Annotated in this window: 18 protein-coding genes, 1 tRNA gene and 1 pseudogene; 8 read left to right on the top strand and 12 right to left on the bottom strand. The window is 67.3% G+C overall.

From position 1 onward, the window contains the following. Nucleotides 1-12 precede the first annotated feature (12 nt). On the top strand, nucleotides 13-1,077 hold the full coding sequence (locus NM962_18295; GenBank protein UVO11853.1) for a DUF3761 domain-containing protein: 1,065 nt from the start codon (nucleotides 13-15) through the stop codon (nucleotides 1,075-1,077). On the opposite strand, the pseudogene NM962_18290 reads toward NM962_18295, so the two are convergent. Continuing rightward, nucleotides 1,074-1,554 (bottom strand): annotated as a pseudogene (locus NM962_18290) (TetR family transcriptional regulator). The gene NM962_18295 and the pseudogene NM962_18290 sit on opposite strands and share 4 nt — an antisense overlap. A 157-nt stretch (nucleotides 1,555-1,711) precedes the next feature. Between NM962_18290 and NM962_18285 the strand changes: the two are divergent. After that, complete coding sequence (locus NM962_18285; GenBank protein ID UVO11852.1) at nucleotides 1,712-2,788, top strand: MinD/ParA family protein; 1,077 nt, start codon at nucleotides 1,712-1,714, stop codon at nucleotides 2,786-2,788. 29 nt (nucleotides 2,789-2,817) lie between these two features. Here the strand turns inward: NM962_18285 and NM962_18280 are convergent. The 5 genes from NM962_18280 to NM962_18260 all read right to left on the bottom strand — a co-directional run bounded on the left by NM962_18280 (nucleotide 2,818) and on the right by NM962_18260 (nucleotide 7,132). Next, nucleotides 2,818-2,890 (bottom strand) — tRNA-Ala (locus NM962_18280). 49 nt (nucleotides 2,891-2,939) lie between these two features. Continuing rightward, nucleotides 2,940-4,073: a hypothetical protein gene (locus tag NM962_18275; GenBank protein UVO11851.1), complete on the bottom strand. Its 1,134-nt coding sequence runs from the start codon at nucleotides 4,071-4,073 to the stop codon at nucleotides 2,940-2,942. Between the two features lie 146 nt (nucleotides 4,074-4,219). Then, nucleotides 4,220-4,882 carry a GNAT family N-acetyltransferase gene (locus NM962_18270; GenBank protein ID UVO11850.1) on the bottom strand — a complete coding sequence of 221 codons (663 nt, stop codon included), beginning with the start codon at nucleotides 4,880-4,882 and terminating at the stop codon, nucleotides 4,220-4,222. A 10-nt stretch (nucleotides 4,883-4,892) separates the two neighbouring features. Continuing rightward, complete coding sequence (locus NM962_18265) at nucleotides 4,893-6,170, bottom strand: molybdopterin molybdotransferase MoeA (GenBank protein ID UVO11849.1); 1,278 nt, start codon at nucleotides 6,168-6,170, stop codon at nucleotides 4,893-4,895. A gap of 50 nt (nucleotides 6,171-6,220) precedes the next feature. After that, nucleotides 6,221-7,132, bottom strand: coding sequence for a UTP--glucose-1-phosphate uridylyltransferase (locus NM962_18260; protein ID UVO11848.1), 912 nt, complete (start codon nucleotides 7,130-7,132; stop codon nucleotides 6,221-6,223). Nucleotides 7,133-7,208: 76 nt separating this feature from the next. Here NM962_18260 and NM962_18255 point away from each other — a divergent pair, with 76 nt between their 5' ends. From NM962_18255 to NM962_18245, 3 genes are all read left to right on the top strand, one after another. Beyond that, nucleotides 7,209-7,805 carry a 5-formyltetrahydrofolate cyclo-ligase gene (locus tag NM962_18255; GenBank protein ID UVO11847.1) on the top strand — a complete coding sequence of 199 codons (597 nt, stop codon included), beginning with the start codon at nucleotides 7,209-7,211 and terminating at the stop codon, nucleotides 7,803-7,805. A 108-nt stretch (nucleotides 7,806-7,913) separates the two neighbouring features. Next, complete coding sequence (locus NM962_18250) at nucleotides 7,914-8,282, top strand: FmdB family transcriptional regulator (GenBank protein UVO11846.1); 369 nt, start codon at nucleotides 7,914-7,916, stop codon at nucleotides 8,280-8,282. A 66-nt stretch (nucleotides 8,283-8,348) separates the two neighbouring features. Beyond that, nucleotides 8,349-8,999, top strand: coding sequence for an SAF domain-containing protein (locus NM962_18245; GenBank protein ID UVO11845.1), 651 nt, complete (start codon nucleotides 8,349-8,351; stop codon nucleotides 8,997-8,999). Nucleotides 9,000-9,005: 6 nt separating this feature from the next. On the opposite strand, the gene NM962_18240 is transcribed toward NM962_18245, so the two are convergent. From NM962_18240 to rpmF, 6 genes are all read right to left on the bottom strand, one after another. Then, nucleotides 9,006-9,410, bottom strand: a complete 405-nt coding sequence (locus tag NM962_18240; protein ID UVO11844.1) for a zinc ribbon domain-containing protein — start codon at nucleotides 9,408-9,410, stop codon at nucleotides 9,006-9,008. 258 nt (nucleotides 9,411-9,668) lie between these two features. Further along, nucleotides 9,669-10,163, bottom strand: coding sequence for a MogA/MoaB family molybdenum cofactor biosynthesis protein (locus NM962_18235; GenBank protein UVO11843.1), 495 nt, complete (start codon nucleotides 10,161-10,163; stop codon nucleotides 9,669-9,671). 159 nt (nucleotides 10,164-10,322) lie between these two features. Further along, nucleotides 10,323-11,747 (bottom strand): trypsin-like peptidase domain-containing protein, encoded by a 1,425-nt coding sequence (locus NM962_18230; protein UVO11842.1) that lies wholly within the window; start codon nucleotides 11,745-11,747, stop codon nucleotides 10,323-10,325. A gap of 55 nt (nucleotides 11,748-11,802) precedes the next feature. Then, nucleotides 11,803-13,254, bottom strand: a complete 1,452-nt coding sequence (locus NM962_18225; protein UVO11841.1) for a HAMP domain-containing histidine kinase — start codon at nucleotides 13,252-13,254, stop codon at nucleotides 11,803-11,805. Next, the gene (locus NM962_18220; GenBank protein ID UVO11840.1) at nucleotides 13,254-13,946 is read right to left on the bottom strand and encodes a response regulator transcription factor; all 693 of its coding nucleotides are present in this window, start codon (nucleotides 13,944-13,946) and stop codon (nucleotides 13,254-13,256) included. Before NM962_18220 ends, NM962_18225 begins: the two co-directional genes overlap by 1 nt. A gap of 64 nt (nucleotides 13,947-14,010) precedes the next feature. After that, nucleotides 14,011-14,184 carry a 50S ribosomal protein L32 gene (gene rpmF / locus NM962_18215; protein UVO11839.1) on the bottom strand — a complete coding sequence of 58 codons (174 nt, stop codon included), beginning with the start codon at nucleotides 14,182-14,184 and terminating at the stop codon, nucleotides 14,011-14,013. 179 nt (nucleotides 14,185-14,363) lie between these two features. Between rpmF and NM962_18210 the strand changes: the two genes are divergently transcribed. Genes NM962_18210 through NM962_18200 form a run of 3 tightly spaced genes read left to right on the top strand, consistent with a single transcriptional unit; the run spans nucleotide 14,364 to nucleotide 18,837 of the window. Continuing rightward, nucleotides 14,364-16,088: a DUF1446 domain-containing protein gene (locus NM962_18210; GenBank protein UVO11838.1), complete on the top strand. Its 1,725-nt coding sequence runs from the start codon at nucleotides 14,364-14,366 to the stop codon at nucleotides 16,086-16,088. Further along, entirely contained in the window at nucleotides 16,085-17,245 is a 1,161-nt protein-coding gene (locus tag NM962_18205) for an acyl-CoA dehydrogenase family protein (protein ID UVO11837.1), read from the top strand. Before NM962_18210 ends, NM962_18205 begins: the two co-directional genes overlap by 4 nt. Then, nucleotides 17,242-18,837, top strand: a complete 1,596-nt coding sequence (locus tag NM962_18200; GenBank protein UVO11836.1) for an acyl-CoA carboxylase subunit beta — start codon at nucleotides 17,242-17,244, stop codon at nucleotides 18,835-18,837. The genes NM962_18205 and NM962_18200 overlap by 4 nt, the downstream gene beginning before the upstream one ends. Nucleotides 18,838-18,873: the final 36 nt, after the last annotated feature.

The raw sequence follows: 18,873 nt of genomic DNA, 5'->3' as shown, positions 1-18,873 counted from the left end.
AGCGTCCGGTCGGTGGGCATCGACATCGATGAGTCTGGCAACCCCCGAGTCACGAGGATTCCAAGCTCAAATGGCTTCGGGCCGTCCCCAAGCCGCCGAAGAGTTCTTCTGATCATCTCGATCTGTGCGATCGTCTGTGTTGGCATCCTCGTTACCATTGTCCTCGTAACAAGCCGGGATACCTCGGCCAAGGAGTCCACGCTCACATCAAGCTATCCCAGCTCATCGCAATCCCCGCAAAAGAAGCTCAGCAACCTGCCCGTCAAGGGCCGGGCCCCGAAAACCAATTACGACCGCGCACTCTTCGGAGCTCCCTGGTCCGACGATGTCACCGTGGAGGGCGGCCACAACGGTTGCGACACCCGCAACGACATCCTGCGACGCGACCTCAGCGGCGCAGGCTTTCAACCCGGCAATTCCTGCATCGTTCTCTCCGGCGTCCTAAACGACCCCTACACCGGCGAAGCCATCCCCTACCAGCGCGAGCCTGAATCCCTGAGTCCCATCCAGATCGACCACATCGTGCCGCTTTTGGATGCCTGGCAGAAGGGCGCCCAAGGCTGGGACGAGTTGACCCGCCGGAACTTCGCCAACGACCCCATCAACCTGCAAGCCACCACAGCGGCGGTGAATCAGGAAAAGGGTTCCGGCGACGCCGCCACCTGGCTACCGGACAACAAGTCCTACCGCTGTACCTATGCGGCACGCATCGTTGATGTGAAAACCAGATACGGACTATGGATCACCGCCGACGAGCACGAGACCTTGGCGTTCCTCCTCAACGACTGCAAAGCCGACGTGCCCGCCAGCGCGCTACCACCCGTGCTGACGAGCCGCAGTGCCACGCCTTCACATTCAGCTCCGCCAGCTCAGCGGCCGAGCCCACCTCCGCCACGTGCACCCCGCCCGTCCCCAGCTCCGAGCTGCTATCGAAATGTCGACGGCGACTGCATCTCTCGGCCAGGGGATTCACCGGCCGGAGCCAACGCACTCTGTCGAGACGGCACCTATTCCTTCTCGAGCCATCGTCCGGGCTCCTGCGCGCGCCACGGCGGTGTCGCCGAATGGCTGTACTAGCACCGTAGCTTCCCGATGACCGATCCCCGAGCCAACAGCGATGTCAGTCGCGGACAGAGGGATGGCCGGCCCCAACCATCGAGCGATGAACCGGCGTAATGCGAGCCCCGTGCGCGGTGCCTGTCCAGGATCAGTCAGCAGGGACTGCACCGTCATCTCGGCGATTTCACGCAGAGCCGCGGAGTCGAAGCCGTGAAGCTTCCAATCGACATCGAAGCGGTGAAAAACAGACAGGCAGAATGTGATTGCCGTGTCGGAGGTCAGCGAGACGATGGCTTCGCCGTCATCGCGCCGGGCCAGTAATCCGTCCAGCTGTGGATCACCGGAGAGGTTCTCAACTCCGAACGAGACGCTTTTGCCCACAGCAGCGACCGGGACGTTGAGGCCATTGACGTGGTCTGCAATTGGGTCGATGAATCCGTTGACCGCACGCATTGCATTGGCGATCGCCAGCGCGTCGGAATTGGGAAAATAGCGGTCCAACGCGAACTCTCGCTGTTCGTCGACGGTTCAGCCAATCCCGGGACTGCCGCCGTACCGGATCAGCTGCAGAACTGTAACGGCCGGCAAACAGTTCTGTTGTGCTGTCCAAAATCGGTGATATGCACTTGACCACCCGTGCTACTAATGCAGCGTGACCGACCTGCACCGACCGTCACCGCAGCTGCCAGATTGCAGCGCTGCCGGCACGGAGCGGGGTTCGCATCGGCGTCCGAATCGGGCAGGTGCCCACCGGATCGGAAACGAGGCGGGCCGCCGTCCCCGTCGGTATTACCCGATCGCCGAAATCCTGCATATGCCGGATCTGCCCCCGCCGCGCAAAGCCGTACCGGCTTCCGGCTGGCGCCGACTCGTTTATGCCGCCTCGTTCCACGGCATCAATGCCGGGGAATCACCGCTTGAACAGCATGTTCACGCACTCCGCGATCAGATCGGTCAGCGGATGCACAAAAACTTGGTGATCGGCGTGGTCTCCGGTAAAGGCGGCGTCGGCAAGACCACGATGACCACCTGTATCGGCGGCATATTTCGGGAATGTCGATCAGACAACGTCGTGGCGATCGACGCCACACCGGGCTTCGGGACGTTGGCCGACCGGATCGACACGCGCTCACCTGACGGCTACACCGAGATCATCACCAAGATCGACGTTCGGGGCTACACCGATATCCGAGAACATCTGGGCCACAACAACATCGGTTTGGATGTGCTGTCGGGCAATCGAACGTCCGACCAGCCGCGTCCGCTTTTGCCGTCGATGCTGAACGAAGCGGTGGCCCGTCTTCGCCGCACTCACCAGGTCGTCCTGATCGACACGTCGGACAATCTGGAGCATCCGGTGATGAAGGCGGTATTCAATTCCTGCGACGCACTGATCTTTGTGTCTGGACTTACCGGCGATACCGCACTGCCGGTCGCCCGTTCCATCGATCTGCTGCGCGCAATGGACTACGACGACCTGTTGGCGCGTTCGATGGTCATCCTCAACAACAGCCGGAACCATGCCACTCCGAATGCGCGACGCTACCTTACCGATCTGTTCACCGAGGCCGAGATCCATGCCGCATACGTGCCGTACGATTCGCACCTTGCCCAAGGCGGCATTATCGACACGCAGAACGAGCTGCGCCCCCAGAGCCGGCTACAACTGTTCGAAATCGCGGCGATGCTGGCGGATGAACATGTACGCAAAACCGATCGAGTGGACTGACCGCAGCAGCCTGATCTTCACAAACACTGTGGAGCTAAGGGGAATCGAACCCCTGACCTTCTCGATGCGAACGAGACGCGCTACCAACTGCGCTATAGCCCCTGACCGCTAGGAGATTACCAGCCCCTAGCCCGTGCCCTGAAACCGAGACCTATTGACCGGACGCACGCGCCAGGTCGCCGCGCCATCCGTACCGGTCGGCACTGGATGTGTACTCCAGGTGCTCAAACACGGGGTCCTCGTCGTCGATCTCCAGCACTGCAACCCCCGGGCGGCGCAGCCGTGACGGCACCACCTCGAACGCGTCGGTGTGGACACTCTCGCGCTGCACACGCGGACGCTCGGCGCGCCGTGTGCGGCGCGCCCGCACCTGCTGCTCGATACGGGTCTGTCGGCGTAGGTAGGCCAGATAGAGCACCGTCGCACCTGCGGCGCCACCACAGATCCACCACGCGGTGGGTGCCACGGTGAAGGCAGTGAGCGCCGAGAGCCCCAGGACGACCGCGAGCGACATCAACACCCGCTTGCGGAACTCGTACTTGCGCGCGCTGACGGCCGCGGCGGTGTCGATACGGGGCCGACGACCGCGGGCCGACAGACCCGCTGCGCCCGCCCGCGTGGACTCCGCCGCAGGTTCCAGCCCGGAGCTGTCCTCGACGTATTCGTACTCGTAGCCATCGGCTTCGGCTTCGCCCTCGGCAGCAGGCTCCGCGTCGACCTCTTCTTCGGCCGCAGCTTCCGCCTTGGCCGCCAGAGCCTCGGCTGCCATGGCGGCCTCCTCCGCAGCGCGCGCTTCCGCCTCAGCGGCGGCCCGAGCTTCGGCTTGGGCGCGCGCCTCGGCCGCAACCTCGGCGGCCAGACCCGCGTCCGACAGTGGCAGCTCGTCGGAGTCGTCGGCGACGACGTCGACGTCCAAGTAGTCGAGTTGAGCCTGCTCGCCGACCTGCGGCTCCGACGCGGCGACGAACACCGCGGCCGCGGCGACGAACACCCGCGAGCCACCCTCGGCGGGTTCGCCCTCGACCTCGTCGACGTCATTGATGTCGTCGGCCTCATCGATGTCGTCGGCGGTGTGTTGCCAGTCGGGATCGCTGCGGTGGCCGGTGGCCGGGCCGCCGCGCTTGAGCAGCCGGGCGCTGGACCCACTGGTCAATACCCGGGTCGCCAAGGCCACGTCACTGGTACGACGGACCGCGTCACGCTTGCTGACCAGCATCGGCACCAGTACGAACAGCCAGAGAACGACCAGTGAGATCCAGAGCAATGATTGCGGGATGCTGGGCATGGTTGGCCTGCTCCTTTCCGAGCCAAGGCTAGGTGTGAGAGCCACACGACCTCGGACGACGCGCCGAACCAATTACACAGTTGTAATTTACTCGCTGACCTCGCCAGTCACAACTACCACACGGGTAACATCTCGTCCGAATATCATCAGGCCCGGGCGGCCCGGCCGGACTGAATCAGCGCCGAGGTCACCGACCCGGCGACCTCCTCCATCGTCATCGCCACCAGCAGGTGGTCGCGCCACGCCCCATCGACGTCGAGGTAGCGCTGCAGCAGCCCTTCCTGACGGAAGCCGACCTTGGCCAACACCGCCCGGCTGGCCGCGTTCTCCGGCCGGACGGTGGCCTCCACCCGATGCAGCCGTACCGGCCCGAAGCAGTGGTCGAGCCCGAGTGCCACCGCCCCGGTTGCCACTCCCCCGCCGGCCACCGCGCTAGACACCCAGTACCCGATCCAGGCCGAGCGCAGCGCCCCGTGGGCGATATTGCCCACGGTCAGCTGGCCGCAGAATCGGCCGTCGAGCTCGATCACGTACGGCAGCATCCGCCCATAGCGGGCCTCGGTGCGCAGACTCGAACACAGCGGCGGCCAGGAGGCGCTGCCGTGCCGGGTCACCCAGTCCACCTCCACACTGGGTTCCCACTGCTCCAGGTAGGCGCGGTCGGCCAGCCGAATCCGGCTCCACGCCACGCCATCACGCATCCGCACCGGCCGGAGCCGGATCACGCCCGCCGGCACCCGCAGGGGCCCGAGCACACTCGGCCAGCCGGGGTGCTCAACGGCCTTGAACGGCCACAGATTGACCAACATGGACTCGGGCTCAGCCCCGCTGAGCCAGGAAGGCGACGTCCACCAACTCGCCGGCGGCGATCTGCTCGACCTCCTCGGGAACCACCACCAGACAGTTCGCCTCGGCCAACGTGGCCAACAGATGCGACGCCGTGCCGCCAGTGGCCCCGAGCACCTGCACCAGGTACTCGCCGGTGTCCTCGTCACGCATCAGCTGGCCACGCAAGAACCCCTTGCGGCCGGGCATCGAAGCGATCGGCCCGAGGGTGCGGGCCTGCACCATCCGGCGCATCGGCTCACGCTTGCCCAGCGACAGCCGGATCAGCGGGCGGATCATCACCTCGAACACCACCAGCGCGCTCACCGGGTTGGTAGGCAACAGGAACGTCGGCACTCCTTCGGGACCAAGCTGGCCGAAGCCCTGCACCGAACCGGGGTGCATCGCGATCCGGGCGACCTCCATGTCACCGAGATCGGCCAGCACCGCGCGTACCTCATCGGCCGCAGCACCCCCGACCCCGCCAGCGATCACCACCACCTCGGCGCGGTTGAGCTGTCCCTCAACCGTCTCGCGCAGCTTCTTGGGGTCATTGCTGACGATGCCTACCCGATTGACCTCCGCACCCGCATCCCGACCGGCCGCGGCCAGCGCGTAGGAGTCGACGTCATAGACCTGCCCGTTGCCGGGTGTGCGGTTCACATCCACCAATTCGCCGCCGACCGCCATGACCGACAGGCGGGGGCGCGGGTGGACCAGCACCCGGTCGCGGCCCACGGCGGCCAGCAGCCCCACCTGGGCCGCCCCGACCACCGTTCCCGCGCGCACCGCGACATCGCCGGGCTGCACGTCGTCGCCGACCCGACGCACGTAGTCGCCCGGGCGTACGCCCCGCAGCACCCGCACGCGGGAGGTCCCGCCGTCGGTCCAACGCAGCGGAAGCACCGCGTCGGCGAGGGTTGGCATCGGCGCCCCGGTCTGAATCCGGGTGGCCAGCTTGGGTTGCAGCCGGGTGGGAGTACGGGCGCCGGCTTCGATGACGCCCAGTACCGGCAAAGTGACCACGGTGCTGGAGGCATCATCGCGCCCGGCCCCATCGGAGCTGTCGCCGATCGCGTCGGCGCCCAGGACATCGACGCTGCGCACCGCGTAACCGTCGATGGCGGCCTGGTCGAATGCGGGCATCGGCCGCTCGGCGACCACTTCTTCAGCGCACATCAAGCCCTGAGCCTCGGCGATCGCCACCCGGACCGGGCGGGGCGCCACGGCGGCAGCCGAAACCCGGGCCTGCTGCTCCTCAACCGAACGCACGGTGTGCCTTTCTCCGTTGCAGCCTCGGTCCGATCTCCGCTGACGTCAGCTCAGTTCTCCGCCAAGCCCAGCCGCGCCACCAGCCACCGGCGCAGATCCGGACCGTAGTCGTCGCGGTCCAAGGCAAAGTCAACCGCAGCTTTGAGGTAGCCGCCCGGATTTCCCAGGTCGTGTCGCGACCCCCGGTGCACGACGACGTGTACGGGATGGCCTTCGGCGATCATCAGCGCGATCGCGTCGGTGAGCTGCACCTCGCCGCCGGCCCCGCGGTCGATGCGCCGCAACGCGTCGAACACGGCCCGGTCCAGCACGTAGCGGCCCGCCGCGGCATACATCGACGGTGCGTCTTGGGCCTTGGGCTTCTCGACCATCCCCTTGACCCGCATCACGTCCGGGTTGTCACCATCGGGCAGCGGCTCGACGTCGAAGACGCCGTAGGCGCTGACCTCGTCGGGGCTGACCTCGATCGCGCACAACACGGTGCCGCCCCGGCGGGCACGCACCTTGGACATGGTCTCCAGCACTCCGGTGGGCAGCACCAGGTCGTCGGGCAGCAGGACCGCCACGGCATCTTCGTCGTCGGACAAGGTGGGCTCGACGCAGCTGATAGCGTGCCCCAGGCCCAGCGGCTCGGCCTGCACCACCGACTCGACCTTGATCAACTGCGGGGCGCGGCGCACCTTGGCCAGCATCGCCTTCTTACCGCGGGCCTCCAGCGTGCCTTCGAGCACCAAGTCTTCGACGAAGTGCGCGACCACGCCGTCCTTGCCTTCGGAGGTGATGATCACCAACCGTTCGGCACCGGCTTCGGCCGCCTCGGCGGCGACGAGCTCGATGCCGGGGGTGTCGACGACCGGCAGTAGTTCTTTGGGAACGGTCTTGGTCGCGGGCAGAAAACGGGTGCCCAAACCTGCCGCGGGCACAATGGCGGTGCGCGGAATCGGGACCTTCGGCGTGGGCATTGCTCACACGATAACCGCAATCCACTTCACCTCTTCGGCTGGCGGTGGGCGAGCCGTTGCTGACAGTCTGGTTGCCGTGACCGACGACGCGGTGGTGGCCGCCAAGTCCGCGTTGCGGGCGCGGCTGCTCGCCGACCGACGCGCGGTACCCCCCGACGTGCACGATGCCGAGGCCGCAGCGCTGGCCAAGCACCTGGAGCGGCTCGCGGACGACGCCGGCACGGTCTGCGCCTATGTGCCGGTGGGCAGCGAGCCGGGCTCGACCGCGATGCTCGCGGGCCTGGCCCGTCGTGGCGCGCGGGTGCTGTTACCGGTGGTGCGCACCGAGGACGACGGCACCCCGCTGGCGCTGCTGTGGGGCGAATACCGGCCCGAAAACCTCACCACCGCCCGGTTCGGCCTGCTCGAACCACCGGAACCCTGGCTGGCCGCCGACGCGCTGGCCGAGGCGGACCTGATCGTGGTGCCGGCGGTGGCCGTCGACCGCCGAGGCGCCCGGCTGGGGCGCGGCGCCGGTTTCTACGACCGCTCGCTGCAGTGGCGCAGGCCGCAGATTCCGCTGGTAGCGGTGGTTCGCGACGCGGAGCTTCTCGACGAGCTGCCCGCGGAGGCCCACGACGTGCCGATGACGCATGCCGTGACACCCGGGCGCGGTCTGGTGGCGCTGGGCTGACGTCGAAGTGGCCCCACAACGAGCCTTGGAATGAGGAAGGCCACATGGTGGTTCTAGCACTTAGCACGGTAGAGTGCTAAGCCGATTGTTCGATTCACGGAGGTTCACGTGCCCACCTACAGCTATGCCTGCACCGAGTGCAGCAACCGCTTCGACGTGGTCCAGGCCTTCACCGACGATGCGCTGACCACCTGCGAGGACTGCAACGGCCGGCTGCGCAAGATCTTCGGCAAGGTCGGCGTGGTCTTCAAGGGCAGTGGTTTCTACCGCAACGACAGCCGGGAAGCGGGCAAGTCCGGGAAGTCAACGTCCAACGGTTCCAGCAATGGCAGCAGCTCCGCCAGCTCTTCGACGTCGGGCGACTCGGGCAGTAGCTCGGGCGACAGCGGCACCAAATCGGCCGACAGCGGCACCAAGCCCAGCGACAGCGCCAAGGCCAGCACCACGTCGTCGGCACCGGCAGCCACCTCGGCGTAGTTCGTTATCCACAGCCCGACCCCCGGACTGACGATCCGTTATGCGGCAGCCGCTTAGCGTGACGCCATGGGCGACTCGCTCAACCCCACACTGATCAGCCGGATCTCGCTGGCACTGCGTCCCGACTGGACTCGCACCGTACGGGCGCGGCGAATGACCGCAGGAGCCCTCGTCGTGTTGGCCGGCGTCACGGCAGTGCGCTCCAACCCGCAAGGCGACCGGCTCAACGTCGTAGTGGCAAGCCGCGACATCGCGCCTGGCTCAACGCTGACCCTCGACGACCTTTCCCTCGAAAGCCGTTCGGCTCAAATGGTTCCCGACGGTGCCGCCACTGATATGGCGGCGCTGATGCAGACCACGCTGGCGGGTCCGGCCCGCCGCGGCGAGATACTCACCGATGTCCGCGTGCTCGGCCGCCGCCTCACCGAGGCCGCCGCCGGACCCGACGCCCGCATCGTCGGCGTGCATCCGGCCGACGCAGCACTGATCGATCTGGTGCGCCCAGGCGACGTGGTCGACGTCGTGACGACCGCCGCCGAGGATGTCGCCGGCCCGCCGGGCGCCGCCCGAGTGCTCGCCAGCGGCGGGATCGTGGTGCTGGTGTCCGACAAACACAATCACGACGACCGGGTGGTATTGGTGGCGTTGCCGGCCACCGCTGCGGTGGCGGTGGCCGGCGCCACTCTCGGTCAGGCTGTCACGCTCACCCTGCGCTGAACACCGCTATGCGGCGGTGGCGGGCTGCACGCTGGCGCAGAACTTGCACTTGTTGGCGTCGGCGGCGATTTCGGACTTGCACTCCGGGCAGGTCTTGGTCGGTGCCGGGTCGCCGAACACGGTGTTCCCGCGGCGCTTCTGGATGTGCTTGTAGGGCAGAACGATCAGGAAGTAGATCGTGGCCATGAACACGACGAAGTAGATGATCGCGGAGATGAATGCGCCGAGGTCGATGAACGTCGCCTCGTTGCCCTCCGCCCCCAATTGGTAACCCAGCCCCAGCCCGGCAGTATCGGGCTGCGCGGCCGAGACCAGCGGGTTGATCACGCTGTCGGTGAAGGCCTTGACCAGATTGGAAAACGCCAGCGCCACCACCAGACCGATGGCCACCGTGATGACGTCATCGCGCATGAGGAAATTTTTGAATCCCTTGAGCACCGCAACTCCCCTTCCGTACGGATGCACTGCGAAGCGGCGCCACGCCGCCTACGGCGAACCGTAATAGCCGCTGTGGAGTCCGTACGGGGGATTTCGCGAAGTCGAACCTCAACCGTGATGCGGCGGGATGTTGTCCCGCAACCAGCGCTCACGTTCTTCGGCCTCTCGAGCGTCGTCGGGATCGCGTTCGTCCGACGACGACTGATGCTCTTCGAGTCCGGGCATGGTCGTCTAGATCTCCAGACTGGACAGTTGGCCGATGATCGCCGCGGCCAGCGGGTTCAGCGTCGCCATCCCGTCGCGGACCGCCGCCCGGGACCCCGCCAGGTTGACCACCAGGGTGCTGCCCGAGACGCCGGCCAGACCACGCGAGAGCCCCGCGTCGGCAATGCCCGCGGACAGTCCGGAGGCCCGCAGCGCCTCGGCGATGCCGAGGATCTCGCGGTCCAGCAGCTCGCGGGTGGCCTCGGGGGTGACATCGCGCGGGGTGACCCCGGTCCCGCCCACCGAAACAACCAGGTCGACCCCGCCGATCACCGCCGTGTTCAGCGCGTTGCGGATCTCCACCTCGTCGGCGGCGACGGCGACGACACCGTCGACCATGAATCCGCCCTCGGCCAACAATTCGGTGACCAACGGGCCACTGTGGTCCTCATCGCCGTGGGCGGTGCGGTCGTCAACAACGACGACAAGGGCGCGGCCGGCGAGTTCTCGGGACTGCTCCATGGGTGCAACCGTATACGGCGGATTCCCGGCGGTTCAGCGAGGCTCGACGAAGGAGAGGCGAAGCTGGGATCGCCGCATCAAACCCGCGGTTCAGCGAGGCTCGACGAAGGAGAGGCGAAGCTGGGACCGCCGCATCGGCACCGCGGAGTCACCAACCCGTCACTGCTGCGCTTTACCCAGCGTGACCTGCGCAGTCTTGGACGCTCCGGCGGCATCCAGGTAGGTCAGCGTCACCTGGTCGCCGGGTGCCTTGGAACGCACCGCGGCCACCAGCGCGTCAGCGCTGCCGATCGGGCGCTTGTCGAACGCCGTCACCGTTGCGCCCTCGGGCAGACCGGCCTTGGCGGCCGCCTCACCGGGAACCACCTCGACCACCTTGGCGCCATGCAGGCTGCGCTCGCTGGTGACGCGCACCCCCAGCGAGGCGTGCGACGCCGTGTGGTCCGGCGAGTTGATGAGCTCGTCGGCGATCCGCTTGGCCTGATCCACCGGTATCGCGAAGCCGAGGCCGATCGAACCGCTCTGCGCTTCGGCGGAATCGCCGCCCATGGTGGCGATCGCGGAGTTGATCCCGACCAGGTCGCCGTTCATGTTGACCAGCGCACCGCCCGAGTTGCCGGGGTTGATGGCGGCATCGGTCTGGATCGCGTCGAGCACCGTGTTCTGGTTGCCGGCCTCGCCGCTGGTGGAGACGGGCCGGTTGAGAGCGCTGACGATCCCGGTCGTCACGGTGCCCTCCAGGCCGAGCGGCGACCCGACCGCCACCACGTTCTGGCCCACCCGCAGGTCCGCTGAGGACCCGATCGTGATCGGGGTCAGGTCCGAGACGCCCTGCGCGCGCACCACGGCGATGTCGCTGGCCGGGTCGGTGCCCACCACGGTGAACGGCGCGGTGCGGCCATCGGCGAAGGTCACCGTGGTCCTCGGGGCGCCCTTGGGAGCTCCGTCGGGCTTGGCGCCCGGGTCAAGCTTGGTGCTTGGGTCGGGCTTGGCGGCAGCGGCGGCCACCACGTGGTTGTTGGTCAGGATCAGCCCGTCGGCCGACAGGATGATGCCCGAGCCCTCCTCGGACTGACGGCCCAGATCGGTCTCCAGCATGACGACGCTGGGCACCACCTTTGCCGCGACCTTCTCCACCGAGCCGTCCGGCAGATTCACCGCGGCCGGTACACCCGGGGCCTGAATGCTCGGCATGTGGCTTCCGGTGGCGGCCGGCTTGTGATCGGAGTGCAGTGCCGAACCGACCACGCCGCCCATCACGCCGGACATCGCCGCGATTGCGACCGCTCCCAGCACCAAACCGCTGCGGGAACGCTTCGGCTGAGTCCCAACCGGACCGCGCGGACCACCCGGACCGCCCGGCACACCGGGACGGCCATAGGAGGCGTCATAGGCGGAGCGATAGGCGGACTGCTGCTGCCCCTGGTGCGCGGCATAACGCCAGTCGTAGGGCGGCGGGTACGAACCCTGCGCGGGCCGACCCGGATAACCGGACTGTCCGCGTTGGTCCGCCGCCGCTGCGCCGGCCGGGTTGGACCGTTCCGGTTGCTGAGGCGGCGGGAGGTACCCGGGGTAATTCGTCATGTTTGTTGCCTACTCCTAGGGACACCACTGCGGCGACGTTGCCTCACCACCATGCCTACATGGACTGAGAAGCGCCTGTGACTGCTCCGACCGGTATTTCTTCCGCCGACGTGGCCCCACCGGGCAGCACCATCCGAAACGATGTCCCGGGCGGATGCCCGCCGGGGACGGTCTCGCCGATGGTGATGGACCCACCGTGTTTGAGCACCACCTGTTTGACGATGGCCAGCCCCAACCCGGATCCAGGCATGGCACGTGCGGAGTCCGACCGGTAGAAGCGCTCGAAGACCAATTCCCGTTGGTTCTCCGGGATTCCCGGCCCCTCGTCCGACACGATCATCTCCATGTGCGTCGGGTCGAGCTGCCGCATCCGCAAGCCCACGACCCCGCCCGACGGGCTCCACTTGGCCGCGTTGTCGAGCAGGTTGAGCACCGCACGGGACAGACCCGCGGCGTCGCCGTACACGTGCCAGGGAACGACCTGAATGTCGAACTCGATGTCGTTGCGGCGCCGCCGGACCCGCTCCATGCTGCGGTCGACTACCTCGGTGATGTCGACCTGCTCGTAGGCGACCTCACGTTGGTCGTCGCGAGTGAGGTCTACCAAATCGCCGACCAGCGTGGACAATTCCTCGATCTGACCGATTGCGTCGGCACGCAGTTCGGCCATCTCCTCCTCCGGCAACTGCGGGGCGCCCGGAGCCGCGGACGCCATCAGCAGCTCGACGTTGGTGCGCAACGATGTCAACGGGGTCTTCAGCTCATGCCCGGCGTCGGCGACCAGTCGCGCCTGCCGCTCCCGCGACTCGGCCAGGGCCCGCAACATGGCGTTGAACGCTTCGGTGAGGCGCGCCAATTCGTCGCTGCCGTAGACCGGGATCGGCCTCAAGTCATCGGTGCGCGCCACGCGTTCGGCCGCTTCGGTTAGGCGGCCCACCGGTCTGAGCCCGGTTCTGGTGACCATGCCGCCGGCCACCGCAGCCACCACGACACCCACCCCGCCGACGACCAGCAGCACCCACCGCAGCTTCATCGTCACCGCCCGGGTGGGCGCCAAGCTCTTGGAGATCAGCAGCGTGCTGCCATTGGGCAGGTGCACGGCCAGCACCCGCTGACCGGACGCGGTGCGGCGCGACAGGAACAGCTCGCCGCGGATGACGGCCTTCTCCTGTTGTCCGACCGGAAGCCGCTGACCGGGCTGATTGGCCGTGTAGATCGACCGGCCCGGATTGACCAGCATGGCGTTGACGTCGGAGTAGGCGGTGCCCTCGATCGCCTTGCGGGGATCGGCGGCCAGCGAACCACTGGCGATCAGCATCTCCGCGCGGCTCTGCAACTGGTTGTCGATGTCGTTGTAGAGCGCAGCCGAGATCACGGCGTAGACGGCCACCGCCATCAACACCACCACCAACGCCACCATCGACATCGCCAGCAGCATCACCCGCCAGCGCAGCGACAGGGATGTCTTCTTCGCCTCTTCACCCTGCCGACGGCGGAAGGATTGCATCAGGGAGGAGTCTCGCGCAGCACGTAACCCACCCCGCGCACGGTGTAGATCAGCCGCGGCTCACCTTCGGCCTCAGTCTTGCGACGCAGGTACCCGATGTAGACCTCCAGCGCGTTGCCCGAGGTGGGGAAGTCGAAGCCCCACACCTCCTCGAGAATCCGGCTGCGGGTCAGCACCCGACGCGGGTTGGCGATCAACATCTCCAACAGGGCGAACTCGGTGCGGGTCAGGCTGATCTGCCGGTCCCCGCGGGTGACCTCGCGGGTCACCGGGTCCAGTGTCAGGTCCTCGAACGACATCGCGACCGATTCGGACAGGTCCTCGGCGGTGGTGCGGCGCAGCAGCGCCCGCATCCGCGCCAGCAGTTCCTCCAGCGCAAACGGCTTCGGCAGATAGTCGTCGGCGCCGGCATCGAGGCCGGCGACCCGCTCGGACACCGAGTCTCGGGCCGTCAGGACCAAGATCGGCAGGTCGTCACCGGTGCTACGCAGCTGGCGACAGACTTCCAGTCCGTCCAGCCGCGGCATCATGACGTCCAGGATCATCGCGTCCGGACGGTCGCTGGTGATCGCCTCGAGCGCCTCGACGCCGTCAGTGGCCAGCGAGACCGAGTAACCATTGAACGACAGAGACCTGCGCAACGACTCGCGCACAGCGCGATCGTCATCAACAACCAGTACCCGGGTAGCCATGGGTGCTATCCAATCATCCGAAAGGCGATCTGGAGTGTCAGGAGCCGGTCGTGTCGGTGCCTATTTAGCGGCGATCGAGGTCAACGAGGCCCAAACGTGCGGCTTTGAGGAGGCGACGCGGCACCTTGTGCGCGCGACCGGCGACCGTCACGTTGACCAGGCCGGTTGCCTCAGCCTTCCACTGCGCGCGGCGACTACGAGTGTTCGCACGCGACATCCTGCGTTTCGGCACGGCCATGGTCGAGCCTCTCCTGTTGTTGGCATAGTGCCGCTTCGATACCAGCGGCGGGACTATCCGAAAGGATAGCCGGTGACCAGCGTCGGCTCCAAAATAGCTTCGATCGGTGACGATGCGCCTTGACGCGGCACCGGCGGTACCGGCTAACCTACCGGTTGGTTGAGGGATGGGATTTGGGGATGACAGCAGCCGTTCGGATCGGCAACTGCTCGGGGTTCTACGGCGACCGCCACGCCGCAATGCACGAGATGCTCACCGGTGGCGAGCTGGACTATCTCACCGGCGACTACCTGGCCGAGCTCACCATGCTGATCCTGGGCCGCGACCGGATGAAGAACCCGGAGCGCGGCTATGCCAAGACCTTCCTGACTCAGCTCGAACAGTGCCTCGGATTGGCCCTCGACCAGGGCGTTCGCATCGTGGCCAATGCCGGCGGGCTCAATCCGGCGGGCCTGGCCGACGCGGTGCGCGAGCTGGCGCAGCGACTCGGCATCCCGGCCCGGGTGGCGCACGTCGAAGGCGACGACCTGCTGCCCCGGGCCGGCGAGCTCGGGCTGGGCAGCCCTCTGACAGCGAACGCGTACCTGGGCGCCTGGGGCATCGTCGAGTGCCTGTCCGGTGGCGCCGACGTGGTGATCACCGGCCGGGTCACCGACGCATCGGTGATCGTCGGGCCCGCGGCCGCGCACTTCGGCTGGAGCCGCACGGACTACGACCAGCTCGCCGGCGCGGTGGTGGCCGGCCACGTCATCGAGTGCGGCATCCAGGCCAGCGGCGGCAATTTCTCCTTCTTTACCGAGATTCCCACCGAGCAGATGTTGCACCCCGGGTTCCCGCTCGCCGAGATCCACGCCGACGGGTCGTCGGTGATCACCAAGCATTCCGGCACCGGCGGGCTGGTCAGTGTCGACACCGTGACCGCGCAGCTGCTCTATGAAGTGACCGGCGCGCGCTACGCCAACCCCGACGTCACCGCACGAATGGACAGCATCGAGCTGGCCTTGGACAAGACGGGCGGCCCGGACCGGGTGCGGATCTCCGGCGTCACCGGCGAGGCGCCGCCACCCACCTACAAGGTGTCGCTGAACTCGATCGGCGGGTTCCGCAACTCCACCACGTTCGTGCTGACCGGCCTGGACATCGAGGCCAAGGCCGCGCTGCTGCGCACCCAGCTCGAGGCGGCCATGACTGTGCGGCCAGCCGAGCTGGAGTGGACGCTGGCGCGCACCGACCGCCCGGACGCCGACACCGAGGAAACCGCCAGCGCCCTGCTGCACTGTGTGGTGCGCGACCCCGACCCGGCCAATGTGGGCCGCAAGTTCTCCGCGGCCGGCATCGAGCTCGCCCTGGCCAGCTACCCCGGGTTCTGCGTCACCGCCCCGCCCGGAGACGGTCAGGTCTACGGGGTCTTCACCCCCGGCTATGTCGATGCCACCCAGGTGCCGCACGTCGCCGTGCACGCCGACGGCACCCGGGTGGATATCACTGCGGCGGCCGAGACCCTGGAACTGGCCCCGGCTCCCGAGCCCAAGCTGCCTGAACCGCTCCCGGCCGGTCCCACCCGGCGAGTGCCGCTGGGCTTGATCGCGGGCGCCCGCAGTGGCGACAAGGGCGGCTCGGCCAATGTCGGGGTCTGGGTGCGCACCGAAGAGCAGTGGCGCTGGCTGGCCCACACGCTGACCACTGAGATGTTGCGGAAGCTGCTTCCGGAAACCGCCGAGTTGCCCGTCACCCGTCACCTGCTGCCGAAGTTGCGCGCCGTGAACTTCGTGATCGAGGGCATCCTCGGGCAGGGAGTGGCCTACCAAGCCCGATTCGACCCGCAGGCCAAGGGGCTGGGCGAATGGCTGCGCAGCCGTCATCTCGAGATACCCGAACGACTCCTACCAGAAGGGACCCCGTGAGTATCTGGACCACCCCCGAACGCGAGGCGCTGCGCAAGACCGTGCGCGGTTTCGTCGAACGCGAAATTCTGCCGCACGTCGACGAGTGGGAACGCTCCGGCGAGCTGCCGCGCGAACTGCACCGCAAGGCCGCCGAGGTCGGCTTGCTGGGCGCGGGCTTCCCCGAGGAGGTTGGCGGCAGTGGCGGCGACGGCGCCGACGCGGTGGTCGTCTGCGAGGAGATGCACCAGGCCGGGGCGCCGGGCGGCGTATTCGCCTCCCTGTTCACCTGCGGTATCGCGGTGCCGCACATGATCGCCTCCGGCGACGCCAGACTCATCGAGGAGTTCGTCCGCCCCACGCTGGCCGGCGAGAAGATCGGTTCACTGGCCATCACCGAGCCCGGCGGCGGCTCGGATGTCGGACACCTGCGCACCACGGCCCGCCTTGACGGCGACCACTACGTGGTCAACGGCTCCAAGACCTTCATCACCTCCGCGGTGCGCGCCGACTATGTGGTGACCGCGGTCCGCACCGGCGGGCCGGGAGCGGCCGGGGTATCGCTGCTGGTGGTCGAGAAAGACGGCCCCGGCTGCTCACCTGGTCTTCAAGTGACCCGCAAGCTGGAGAAGATGGGCTGGCGCTCCTCGGACACCGCCGAACTGTCCTACGTCGACGCCCGGGTGCCGACAGCGAACCTGGTCGGCGTCGAGAACACCGGCTTCGCCCAGATCGCCGCGGCCTTCGTCTCCGAGCGGGTCGGGCTGGCCGCACAGGCTTACGCCAGCGCGCAGCGCTGTCTGGATCTGACCCTGACGTGGTGTCGGGACCGGGAGACCTTCGGCCGACCGCTGATCTCGCGGCAGGCGGTGCAGAACACCCTGGCCGAGATGGCCCGCCGCATCGACGTGGCCCGGGTCTACACCCGCCACGTGGTGGAGCGCCAACTCGCCGGCGAGACCTTCCTGATCCCCGAGGTGTGTTTCGCCAAGAACACCGCGGTGGAGGCCGGTGAGTGGGTGGCCAACCAAGCCGTGCAGCTGTTCGGCGGCATGGGCTACATGGCCGAATCCGAGGTGGAGCGCCAGTATCGGGATATGCGCATCATCGGCATCGGCGGCGGAACCACCGAAATCCTGACCTCACTGGCCGCCAAGACCCTGGGATACCAATCATGACGGTCTTGAAATCGACCCTGGACCCTTCGTCACCGGCCTACACCGACGCGGCATCGGCGCTGACCGACAAACTCGCCGAGATCGATGCCGAGCACGCCAAGGCACTCGCCGGCGGCGGACCCAAGTACGTGGACCGCCACCATTCCCGCGGCAAGCTCACCGCCCGGGAACGCATCGAAGCGCTGATCGACGCCGACTCACCGTTCCTGGAGCTGTGCCCGCTGGCTGCCTGGGGCAGCGCCTTCCAGGTCGGTGCCAGCCTGGTCACCGGGATCGGCGCGGTCGAAGGCGTGGAGTGCATGATCGTCGCCAACGACCCGACGGTCAAAGGCGGCACCTCCAACCCGTGGACGCTGCGCAAGATCCTGCGGGCCAACAAGATCGCTTTGGAGAACCGGCTTCCGGTGATCTCGCTGGTGGAATCCGGCGGGGCGGACCTGCCCACCCAGAAGGAAGTCTTCATCCCCGGCGGCCAGATGTTCCGCGACCTGACTCGACTGTCGGCCGCCGGCATCCCGACCATCGCGCTGGTATTCGGCAACTCCACCGCCGGCGGGGCCTATGTACCCGGCATGTCCGACCACGTGGTGATGATCAAGGAACGCTCCAAGGTGTTCCTGGCCGGGCCACCGCTGGTGAAGATGGCCACCGGCGAGGAGTCCGACGACGAGTCACTCGGCGGTGCCGAGATGCACTCGCGCACTTCCGGACTGGGCGACTACCTCGCCAACGACGAACTTGACGCACTGCGCATCGGCCGACGGATCGTGGCCCGGCTGAACTGGGTCAAGCAGGGCCCGAAGCCTATTCCCGTGGTCGAACCGCGCTACGACGCCGAGGAACTGATCGGCATCGTGCCCGCAGACCTGCGCATCCCGTTCGACCCGCGAGAGGTGATCGCACGGATCGTCGACGGCTCCGACTTCGATGAGTTCAAGCCGCTGTACGGGTCGTCGTTGGTGACCGGTTGGGCACGGCTGCACGGATATCCGATCGGCATCTTGGCCAACGCCCGGGGCGTCTTGTTCAGCGAGGAATCCCAGAAGGCCACCCAGTTCATCCAGTTGGCCAACCGGTCTGACACCCCACTGTTGTTCCTGCACAACACCACCGGATACATGGTGGGCAAGGACTACGAAGAGGGCGGCATGATCAAGCACGGCTCGATGATGATCAACGCCGTATCCAATTCGACGGTGCCGCACATCTCGCTGCTGCTGGGCGCCTCCTACGGCGCCGGGCACTACGGCATGTGTGGACGCGCCTACGATCCCCGTTTTCTGTTTGCCTGGCCGTCGGCCAAGTCCTCGGTGATGGGCGGGGCGCAGCTCGCGGGCGTGCTGTCTATCGTCAACCGGGCGGCCACCGAGGCCCGCGGGCAACAGGTCGACGAGCAGGCCGACGCCGCCATGCGCGCCATGGTCGAAGGCCAAATCGAAGCCGAGTCGCTGCCGCTCGTGCTGTCGGGGATGCTCTACGACGACGGCGTGATCGACCCGCGCGACACCCGCACCGTATTGGGAATGTGTTTGTCCGCCATCGCCAGTGGCCCGATCGAGGGGACGTCGAACTTCGGCGTCTTCCGGATGTGAGCGCGATGAGCGCTTGCGCGAAGAGCAGAAGGCAGA

Origin of the sequence: Mycobacterium sp. SVM_VP21, assembly GCA_024758765.1 — a bacterium.
GTDB classification, from domain to species: Bacteria; Actinomycetota; Actinomycetes; order Mycobacteriales; family Mycobacteriaceae; genus Mycobacterium; species Mycobacterium heraklionense_C.
Note: the sequence above shows the minus strand (reverse complement) of the source record. Positions and strands in the feature narration are given on the sequence as shown.